The following is a 9,898-nucleotide window of genomic DNA, read 5'->3' on the forward strand; positions in this document are numbered from 1 at the left end:
GAACAAATAGTAAATTAATGGTTTTTCTTTCAGTATTAACCACTGCAATATAATTATCAAGTAGTGTTATATTCTGGTGCGTGACGGAGAGATAAAAATAGCTATATGTTTCATGTGGTTAGAATTATTTTAAAAATAATCATTGTCAACATGAAAATATCATGGTAACTCTAAAAGGACAGAGTGAAAGAGAACACAACACATACTATTTTTTACTACAGAAAAAGAATTTTAATATTATGAATACTATCGTCCTAGTGATTAGCCTAATTATTGTCAGCGTGGTGGTGATTATTAACCCACTGTGCGGGGCTGCACTAGGACGAAGAAAGGCTAACTAAACTAGCCGGATCTCAGAAAAACCCCCGCACCGAAAGGCGCGGGGGTTTTTTTTGAGCCAAGGTTTTTAAAGAGAATAAAAAAGAAAATAAATTAATATTAAACAAGAAGTTAAGACGCAGGGTGAAAGAATGAATGGAGCACAGTGGTTAGTTCAAGCATTACGAAAACAGCGAGCGGAAACGGTCTTTGGTTATCCTGGCGGTGCGATTATGCCTGTGTATGACGCACTCTATGATGGCGGTGTCGAACATGTTTTGTGTCGTCATGAGCAGGGAGCCGCTATCGCTGCTATTGGATTTGCTCGTTCTACCGGTACAACTGGTGTCTGTATCGCGACATCAGGCCCAGGCGCTACTAATGTCATCACAGGTCTTGCTGATGCATTGTTAGATTCTGTGCCTGTTGTTGCTATCACAGGGCAAGTTGCTTCAAATTTAATCGGGACAGATGCTTTTCAAGAGGTGGATGTACTTGGGCTCTCTTTAGCATGCACCAAACATAGTTTTCTGGTTTCTGATGTGAATGAACTGCCAAGAGTCGTATCAGAAGCATTTTCGATCGCTAAGCAAGGGCGTCCAGGCCCTGTGTTAATTGATATTACTAAAGATGTGCAATTAGCTGATGCTTCACATTTAGCTGATTATCCATTGCCACAAGAGCAAGAGTTTCCCTATCCCGAACACGAAATCGCGCAGGCTCTGCAGATGTTAGCACAAGCGAAAAAGCCGATTTTGTATGTTGGGGGCGGTGTAGCAATGAGCCAAGGTGTTGAGGCGCTAAGAACTTTTGTAAAACAGACGCAAATCCCCGTTGTTTCGACATTGAAAGGGTTAGGTTGTGCTAATGCATTTGATGCCAATTATTTAGGTATGTTGGGTATGCATGGTACAAAAGCTGCTAATTATGCCGTTCAACGTAGTGATTTATTAATTGCTGTAGGCGCTCGTTTTGATGATCGCGTAACGGGTCGTTTAAATACTTTTGCACCCAATGCAAAAGTGATCCATATCGATATCGATTACGCAGAGCTTAATAAATTAAAACAAGCCCATATTGCTTTGTTAGGTGATGCCAAAGTGTTATTACCTAAGTTATCTCAACCGTTAGCTATTGAGGCATGGCAAGAAGAGGTACAGCAATTAATCGCTGAATATGCTTGGCGCTATGATCATCCCGGTGAAGCAATTTATGCTCCTTTGTTGTTAAAACAGTTATCTGATGCTAAGCCTGAAAATAGCATTGTGACAACAGATGTTGGACAGCACCAAATGTGGTCAGCACAGCATATGACATTTGATGCGCCAGAAAATTTTATTACTTCTAGTGGGTTAGGCACGATGGGATTTGGTATCCCCGCGGCTATTGGTGCGCAAATAGCTAGACCTGATGCGTGTGTTATCTGTGTCTCTGGTGACGGCTCTTTTATGATGAATGTGCAGGAGTTAGGCACCATTAAACGTAAGCAATTACCTATTAAATTGGTGTTATTGGATAACCAGCGGCTTGGTATGGTACGCCAATGGCAAGAGCTGTTTTTTGAGCAACGTTATAGTGAAACCATTTTAACGGACAACCCTGATTTTGTTGCGTTGGCAAAAGCTTTTGATATTCCGGGGCAGCGTATTACAGAAAAAGCACAGGTTGCTGAAGCAATTAAATGTTTATTAACCAGTGATGGCCCTTATTTATTACAGGTATCTATCGATGATGCAGAGAATGTCTGGCCTTTAGTCCCGCCGGGCGCAAGCAATGATGAGATGATGGAGAAATCAAAATGAACCAACACAATATCACAATTGAAGCCCGTTTTTGTCCAGAGATCTTAGAACGTATCTTGAGAGTTATCCGCCACCGTGGTTTTCATATATGCTCAATGAATATGAATATCACAGAAAGTAACTATATTAATTTAGCTCTGACTGTGAGCAGTCAACGACCTGTTGATCTTTTATGTAGCCAGTTAACAAAGTTAGCTGATGTTGCAGGTATTCAGGTCTTACATCAACAACAAAAAGAAAAATTACAATTCATAAGTGCACTTAGTGCCATGTAAGGATAGAAGAATGACAAAGCAAGCTGATTATATTTGGTTCAACGGTGAAATGGTTCCATGGGCTGAGGCAAAAGTACATGTCATGTCTCACGCACTACATTATGGAACGTCTGTATTTGAAGGAGTACGTTGCTACGATTCCCATAAAGGGCCTGTCGTTTTTCGCCATCGTGAGCATATGCAACGATTGCATGATTCTGCCAAAATTTATCGTATGCCTGTCGCGCAAAGTGTTGATGAGTTAATGGAAGCTTGTCGCGAAACATTGCGCAAAAACCAGTTAGTCAGCGCTTATATTCGTCCTTTAGTTTTTATTGGTGATGTCGGAATGGGGGTTAATCCACCAGAAGGTTATAAAACCGATATCATTATTGCTGCATTCCCATGGGGGGCATATTTAGGTGAAGAGGCGTTAGATAAAGGGATTGATGCGATGGTCTCTTCTTGGCATCGAGCAGCACCTAATACTATCCCGACGGCGGCCAAAGCAGGAGGTAATTATCTCTCTTCATTGTTAGTGGGCAGTGAAGCTCGTCGCCATGGTTATCAAGAAGGGATTGCATTAGATGTTCATGGTTATCTTTCTGAAGGGGCTGGTGAGAACTTATTTGAAGTAAAAGATGGCGTTATTTTTACTCCTCCATTTACCTCATCTGCGCTACCGGGGATCACTCGCGACGCAATTATTAAATTAGCGAAAGATCTCGGTTATGAAATTCGTGAACAAGTACTGTCTCGAGAATCTCTCTATCTTGCTGATGAAGTGTTTATGTCTGGTACCGCTGCAGAAATTACACCAGTTCGTAGCGTTGATGGTATTCAAGTTGGTATTGGTCGCTGTGGTCCAGTAACAAAAGCTATTCAGAAAGCTTTCTTTGGTTTGTTTACGGGTGAAACCGAAGACAAATACGGCTGGTTAGATCCTGTCAATCCATAATCATAATTAAATACATTTATTGAGCGAGTAGTTCGTTCCCTACTCGCTGTTATTATCGCAGGAGTGTGAAAAATGCCTAAATACCGTTCAGCAACAACGACACATGGTCGCAACATGGCTGGCGCCCGCGCATTATGGCGTGCAACAGGAATGACTGACGCTGATTTTGGTAAACCTATTATCGCAGTTGTAAATTCATTTACTCAATTTGTACCCGGTCATGTGCATTTGCGGGATTTAGGAAAACTGGTTGCAGAGCAAATTGAAGCTGCGGGTGGTGTGGCTAAAGAATTTAATACTATTGCGGTGGATGACGGTATCGCGATGGGACATGGTGGCATGCTTTATTCGTTACCTTCCCGTGAGTTAATTGCTGATTCTGTGGAATATATGGTCAATGCACATTGTGCAGATGCCATGGTATGTATTTCTAACTGCGACAAAATCACACCGGGTATGCTGATGGCGTCTTTACGCTTAAATATCCCAGTCATTTTTGTTTCTGGTGGACCGATGGAAGCAGGTAAAACCAAGCTTTCTGATCAATTGATCAAGTTAGATCTGGTTGATGCGATGATCCAAGGGGCTAATCCTAATGTCAGTGATGCTGATAGTGAACAAATTGAGCGTTCTGCTTGCCCTACATGTGGATCATGCTCTGGTATGTTTACGGCAAACTCAATGAATTGTTTGACTGAAGCGTTAGGATTATCGCAACCGGGTAATGGTTCATTATTAGCAACCCATGCTGATCGTAAAACATTATTTATTAATGCGGGTAAGCGTATTGTTGAATTAACTAAACGTTATTACGAACAAGATGATCTATCTGCATTACCACGTAATATCGCTAAAAAAGAAGCATTTGAAAATGCGATGATCTTAGATATCGCCATGGGAGGATCAACAAATACCGTTTTACATCTATTAGCTGCCGCGCAAGAAGGTGATGTTGATTTTAAGATGGAAGATATCGACAGACTTTCTCGCCAAGTTCCTCATTTATGTAAGGTGGCACCAAGTACCCAAAAATATCATATGGAAGATGTGCACCGAGCAGGTGGGGTGATGGGGATTTTAGGTGAATTAGACAGAGCAGGATTACTTAATCGCAATGTTAATAATATCTTAGGCTTAAGTTTGCCTGAAACATTAGCACAATATGATGTGATGCTAAGCCAAGATGAGCAAGTGAAATCAATGTACCAAGCCGGTCCCGCAGGTATTCGTACCACAAAAGCTTTTTCACAAGATTGCCGTTGGCCGACTTTAGATACCGATCGTGAACAGGGGTGTATCCGAAGTAAAGCGCATGCTTATAGCCAAGATGGTGGTTTGGCCGTGTTATCAGGTAATTTAGCGCAAGATGGCTGCATTGTTAAAACCGCGGGTGTGGATGAAGATAATTTAGTGTTTAGTGGTCCTGCTAAAGTATACGAAAGCCAAGATGATGCGGTAGAGGCAATTTTAGGTGGCAAGGTCGTTGCGGGTGATGTGGTCATTATCCGTTATGAAGGCCCGAAAGGGGGGCCCGGTATGCAAGAAATGCTCTATCCAACCTCATATTTAAAATCAATGGGATTAGGCAAAGCGTGCGCATTAATCACGGATGGACGTTTTTCTGGTGGAACCTCGGGGTTATCTATCGGACACGTTTCACCGGAAGCGGCAAATGGTGGGATCATTGGTTTAGTGGAAGAAGGGGATATTGTTGATATCAATATTCCAAATCGCGAAATTAACTTACGGGTAGATGAGAAAACACTAGCAGCCCGTCGTGAAGCACAACTTGCTCGTGGAGATAAAGCGTGGACACCTAAAGATAGGCAGCGCCAAGTCTCTTTTGCTTTACGTGCCTACGCGTCTTTAGCAACCAGTGCAGACAAAGGTGCTGTACGTGACAAATCTAAACTAGGGGGCTAACTCATGGCAGCCTTTAGACCTTTAACTTCAGCACCCAGTAGTGCTGAATATTTAAAAGCCGCATTAAGTGCGCCTGTTTATGAAGCTGCTGTCGTGACACCTTTGCAAGAGATGGCAAAAATTTCTCAGCGTTTAGAAAATACCATTTTAGTTAAACGAGAAGACCGACAACCGGTGCATAGCTTTAAACTGCGTGGCGCTTATAACATGATTGCAGGGTTAACGCCGGAGCAAAAGGCAAAAGGGGTGGTTACTGCATCAGCGGGAAATCATGCCCAAGGGGTGGCATTATCAGCTAATCGAATGGGCGTAAAAGCATTAATTGTGATGCCTATTGCAACGGCGGATATCAAAGTGGATGCCGTACGCCAGTTTGGTGGTGAAGCATTGTTGTATGGGGCTAACTTTGATGAAGCAAAAGCAAAAGCCATCGCTTTGGCAAAAGAGATGGGATATACCTTTGTGCCTCCTTTTGATCATCCCGCCGTGATTGCAGGGCAAGCAACATTAGCAATGGAGCTGTTACAACAAGACGTCCATCTTGATCGTATTTTTGTGCCTGTTGGCGGCGGCGGTTTAATTGCTGGGGTTGCTGTATTAATTAAACAACTGATGCCTGAAATAAAGATCATTGGTGTTGAGGCGGAAGATGCTGCTTGTTTAAAAGCAGCGTTAGAAGCAGGACATCCTGTTGAATTACCTCGCGTTGGATTATTTGCCGAAGGTGTCGCTGTCAAACGTATTGGCGATGAAACCTTCCGTTTATGCCAAAAGTATGTTGATGATGTGATAACCGTTGATAGTGATGCAATTTGTGCCGCAGTAAAAGATCTGTTTGAAGACGTACGCGCTATTGCAGAGCCTTCTGGTGCTTTAGCATTAGCAGGGCTAAAAAAATATGTTGAGGAGCATCAGATCAAAGGGGAACGTTTAGCCCACGTACTTTCTGGCGCTAATGTCAATTTCCATGGCTTACGTTATGTTTCGGAACGTTGTGAACTAGGTGAAAAACGAGAAGCGCTATTTGCCGTTACAATTCCCGAACAAAAGGGTAGTTTTTTGCGTTTTTGCCAAATTTTAGGACAACGTGTTGTTACTGAATTTAACTATCGTTATAGCGATGCCGATCCAGAAAATGCACGTATTTTTGTCGGTGTGCGTTTAAGCCAAGGGCTACAAGAGCGTAAGGAAATCGTGCAACAGCTAACGGAGGCGGGTTATCAAGTCTCCGATCTCTCCGATGATGAGATGGCAAAATTGCATGTGCGTTATATGGTCGGTGGTCGCCCTAATCAGCCATTAAAAGAGCGTCTGTTTAGCTTTGAGTTTCCAGAAGCACCGGGTGCATTAATGAAGTTTCTTAAAACATTAGGGACTTACTGGAATATTACGCTATTTCATTACCGAAGCCATGGTACTGATTATGGCCGTGTGCTGGTGGCGTTTGAGTTACCTGAAACGGAAGGGCGTTTTGAACGGCATTTAGATGCGTTAGGTTATGAATATCATGATGAGACAGGAAATCCGTCTTTTCAGTTATTTCTTTCACCACAAACAGCCAGCTTAGTGGTGGAGTAGGCGCCAAAACGCACTGATCACAGGCTCTTGAAGGCGTTTGTGTAAACCACAAACGCCAAGTTCAAAGGGTTCTACCAGCGATATATTATCGAGCAAAGAGATACGGTTTCGTACCGGCTCAGGGCAGTTATCGACGACAACTTGCGGAATAAGTGCGATACCACAACCAAGAGCAACCATTGAAACAATCGCTTCATGCCCTGAAACAGTGGCATAAATAAGAGGATTTTGAATTCGATGGCGTTTAAACCATAAAGCAATGCGCTGTCGTGATGGGCCGTGTTCAGGAATGATAAAGGGAATATTGAGCCAATCCGGTTTTTCTTGTGTAGCAAGGTGTCGAACATTACCCGGTAGAGCAGGGGCAATAAGAACTAAGGGGATCTCGCCTATTTTCTCAAAGCAGATATTTTCAGGCAACTTCTCTGGTTTTCCTGCAATACCTAAATCGGCTTCATCTGAGATAACTTTATCCACAGCATCTGCGGCATCACCGGTAGTCAATTTTATCTCGACTAAGGGATTTTCTGCACGAAAACGGTCAAGGATCGGCGGAAGGTGACTATAAGCTGCAGTGACTGAACAAAATAGACGTAGCTCTCCAGATAAGCTAGGACTGTTCTGGTTTAGCGTATGTTTGAGTTGCTTATATTGCAATAAGGTGTGTTGAGCATAACGTTTAAGTTGCTCCCCTGCATCAGTCAGTGTGACTTGGCGGTTATCACGCAAAAAAAGTGGATGCCCTAGTTGTTCTTCAAGACGCTGGATCTGACGTGAAAGCGTGGATGGACTGACATGCATGGCTTGCGCAGTCTTGGTGAAATGGCAACTTTCAGCAAGATGTAAGAAGAGTTTGAGATCGCGAATATCCATGGTCAGCCGCCTAGGTAAATAGTAAAAACAACGTTGCATTTATTGCAACATCATCTTGTAAATATATCAATTTAAGCAATGGCTTTCATCCCCTATAGTAAAGTCATGCAATACCTCACCGAGAGTGGGGATAACAATAGCAAACATATACACAACGATTTGGGAGTCGCTCATGGCCAATTATTTTAATACATTGAATCTGCGTCAGCAGTTGTCGCAACTGGGTAAATGTCGCTTTATGTCTCGTGACGAATTTGCCGATGAGGCTAATTATCTAAAAGGTAAAAAAGTCGTTATTGTTGGCTGTGGTGCACAAGGTTTAAACCAAGGTTTAAATATGCGTGATTCAGGACTGGATATCGCCTACGCATTACGCCAAGAGGCTATTGATGAAAAGCGTGCTTCATGGCGTCGTGCCACTGAAAATGGTTTTGAAGTAGGAACCTATGAAGCATTGATCCCGCAAGCCGATTTAGTGGTTAACTTAACGCCGGATAAACAGCACTCCGCCGTTGTTCAAGCCGTTCAACCACTGATGAAGTCAGGCGCCGCTTTGGGGTATTCTCATGGGTTTAATATCGTTGAAGTGGGTGAAAAAATTCGTGACGATATTACCGTTGTGATGGTTGCGCCAAAATGTCCAGGTACTGAGGTGCGCGAAGAGTATAAGCGTGGTTTTGGTGTACCTACCCTAATTGCTGTTCACCCAGAAAATGATGCTAAAGGTGAAGGTATGGCCATTGCGAAAGCATGGGCGGCAGCCACAGGTGGACATCGTGCGGGAGTGTTGGAATCATCTTTTGTTGCGGAAGTAAAATCAGACCTGATGGGCGAACAAACTATCCTGTGTGGTATGTTACAAGCCGGCTCTCTGCTGTGTTATGACAAAATGGTTGCTGAAGGTGTTGAACCGGGCTATGCAGGTAAGCTTATCCAGTTTGGTTGGGAAACGATTACAGAAGCCCTGAAGCAAGGTGGTATTACCTTGATGATGGATAGATTATCTAATCCTGCTAAGATGCGTGCTTATGCTTTATCAGAGCAATTAAAAGAGATTATGGCACCACTGTTTGCTAAACATATGGATGATATTATTTCAGGTAAATTCTCTGAAACCATGATGGCAGATTGGGCAAATGATGATAAAAACTTGCTGACATGGCGTGAAGAAACGGGTGCAAGCGCATTTGAAAATTATCCTGAATATGAAGGTAAAATCAGCGAGCAAGAGTATTTTGATCATGGCGTATTGATGGTTGCGATGGTTAAAGCGGGTGTTGAGCTGGCGTTTGATACAATGATTGAAGCTGGCATTATCGCTGAGTCTGCCTATTATGAGTCACTGCATGAATTGCCATTAATCGCGAATACGATTGCGCGTAAACGTCTGTATGAAATGAATGTGGTTATTTCAGATACCGCGGAATACGGTAACTATCTGTTCTCTTTTGCTGCCGTGCCGATGTTAAAAGAGTTTATGACGACGTTGCAAAGTGGCGATTTAGCGAAGCATGTTCCAGATAGTGGGACAGATAATGCTCAATTGCGTGATATCAATGAAGCCATTCGTCAGCACCCTATTGAGATTGTCGGTAAGAAATTAAGAGGGTATATGACGGATATGAAAAAGATTGCTGTTGCCAACTAATTTTTCGTCGCTCTTTACGCGATAAGTGCGTTGGCTGCACTCGGTTACCCAAGTCACATACTAATGTATGCTCCTTGGGATAACCTCCTTTGCCGCCTTCTTCTCACGCAAATAGCTTAGAAAAATAAGTACTAATATATTTTAAAAGATAAAACAGAATATAAGTTTATCCAAAGCACCGTAAAACCCCGTCCTTCAGGTCGGGGATATAAGGCGCGGTTTTTTAACTAACTAGGTGTTTCCTGTTGCTCAATATACTGGCAGATAATGGATATTGGTGCGCCACCACAACTCCCCGCGAAATAACTCGGCGACCAAAGAACCCCCTTGTAGTAATCACGTTGGGCAATATCAGGACGATCACGTCGAAGTAATCGGCTCGATACCCCTTTAAGGCTGTTAACCAGATTAGATATCGCCAGTTTTGGCGGGTAATTAATCAGTAAATGAACCTGATCCCGCTCCCCATCCATTTCAACCCGTTCAACATCAAAATCAGCACAAACACTGGCAAAGTAGCCTCGCCATTTTTCAATTGCATCCT

At 43.0% G+C, this 9,898-nt stretch carries 8 protein-coding genes and 1 pseudogene; 7 read left to right on the top strand and 2 right to left on the bottom strand.

Going from position 1 to position 9,898, the window contains the following annotated elements:
* Positions 1–239: 239 nt before the first annotated feature.
* From ilvL to ilvA, 6 genes are all read left to right on the top strand, one after another.
* Entirely contained in the window at positions 240–341 is a 102-nt protein-coding gene (ilvL, locus tag AACU98_RS08385; protein WP_017827031.1) for an ilv operon leader peptide, read from the top strand.
* Positions 342–470: 129 nt separating this feature from the next.
* Positions 471–2,120, top strand: coding sequence for an acetolactate synthase 2 catalytic subunit (gene ilvG / locus AACU98_RS08390; RefSeq protein ID WP_161735817.1), 1,650 nt, complete (start codon positions 471–473; stop codon positions 2,118–2,120).
* Positions 2,117–2,395, top strand: coding sequence for an acetolactate synthase 2 small subunit (ilvM, locus tag AACU98_RS08395; RefSeq protein ID WP_004246366.1), 279 nt, complete (start codon positions 2,117–2,119; stop codon positions 2,393–2,395). Before ilvG ends, ilvM begins: the two co-directional genes overlap by 4 nt.
* Positions 2,396–2,405: 10 nt before the next feature.
* Positions 2,406–3,332, top strand: coding sequence for a branched-chain amino acid transaminase (locus tag AACU98_RS08400; RefSeq protein ID WP_004246365.1), 927 nt, complete (start codon positions 2,406–2,408; stop codon positions 3,330–3,332).
* A 72-nt stretch (positions 3,333–3,404) separates the two neighbouring features.
* Entirely contained in the window at positions 3,405–5,255 is a 1,851-nt protein-coding gene (gene ilvD, locus AACU98_RS08405; protein WP_004249676.1) for a dihydroxy-acid dehydratase, read from the top strand.
* A gap of 3 nt (positions 5,256–5,258) precedes the next feature.
* Positions 5,259–6,833 carry a threonine ammonia-lyase, biosynthetic gene (gene ilvA / locus AACU98_RS08410; protein ID WP_004246363.1) on the top strand — a complete coding sequence of 525 codons (1,575 nt, stop codon included), beginning with the start codon at positions 5,259–5,261 and terminating at the stop codon, positions 6,831–6,833.
* Here the strand turns inward: ilvA and ilvY are convergent.
* The gene (ilvY, locus tag AACU98_RS08415) at positions 6,819–7,706 is read right to left on the bottom strand and encodes an HTH-type transcriptional activator IlvY (RefSeq protein ID WP_004246362.1); all 888 of its coding nucleotides are present in this window, start codon (positions 7,704–7,706) and stop codon (positions 6,819–6,821) included. The two genes, ilvA and ilvY, sit on opposite strands and share 15 nt — an antisense overlap.
* A 172-nt stretch (positions 7,707–7,878) precedes the next feature.
* Here ilvY and ilvC point away from each other — a divergent pair, with 172 nt between their 5' ends.
* A complete protein-coding gene (ilvC, locus tag AACU98_RS08420; protein WP_012368696.1) occupies positions 7,879–9,354 on the top strand; it encodes a ketol-acid reductoisomerase in 1,476 nt (491 codons plus the stop codon).
* Between the two features lie 131 nt (positions 9,355–9,485).
* Here the strand turns inward: ilvC and tnpA are convergent.
* Positions 9,486–9,898: pseudogene (gene tnpA / locus AACU98_RS08425) on the bottom strand (IS200/IS605 family transposase); the annotation flags it as partial.

This window comes from Proteus sp. G4380, from assembly GCF_963885725.1.
GTDB lineage: Bacteria > Pseudomonadota > Gammaproteobacteria > Enterobacterales > Enterobacteriaceae > Proteus > Proteus mirabilis.

Excerpts from the sequence above, each read along its gene's own strand:
- ilvC (WP_012368696.1), top strand. The coding sequence starts at position 7,879 with ATGGCCAATTATTTTAATACATTGAATCTGCGTCAGCAGTTGTCGCAA.
- ilvD (WP_004249676.1), top strand. The coding sequence starts at position 3,405 with ATGCCTAAATACCGTTCAGCAACAACGACACATGGTCGCAACATGGCT.
- ilvG (WP_161735817.1), top strand. The coding sequence starts at position 471 with ATGAATGGAGCACAGTGGTTAGTTCAAGCATTACGAAAACAGCGAGCG.
- AACU98_RS08400 (WP_004246365.1), top strand. The coding sequence starts at position 2,406 with ATGACAAAGCAAGCTGATTATATTTGGTTCAACGGTGAAATGGTTCCA.
- ilvL (WP_017827031.1), top strand. The coding sequence starts at position 240 with ATGAATACTATCGTCCTAGTGATTAGCCTAATTATTGTCAGCGTGGTG.
- ilvY (WP_004246362.1), bottom strand. The coding sequence starts at position 7,706 with ATGGATATTCGCGATCTCAAACTCTTCTTACATCTTGCTGAAAGTTGC.
- ilvA (WP_004246363.1), top strand. The coding sequence starts at position 5,259 with ATGGCAGCCTTTAGACCTTTAACTTCAGCACCCAGTAGTGCTGAATAT.
- ilvM (WP_004246366.1), top strand. The coding sequence starts at position 2,117 with ATGAACCAACACAATATCACAATTGAAGCCCGTTTTTGTCCAGAGATC.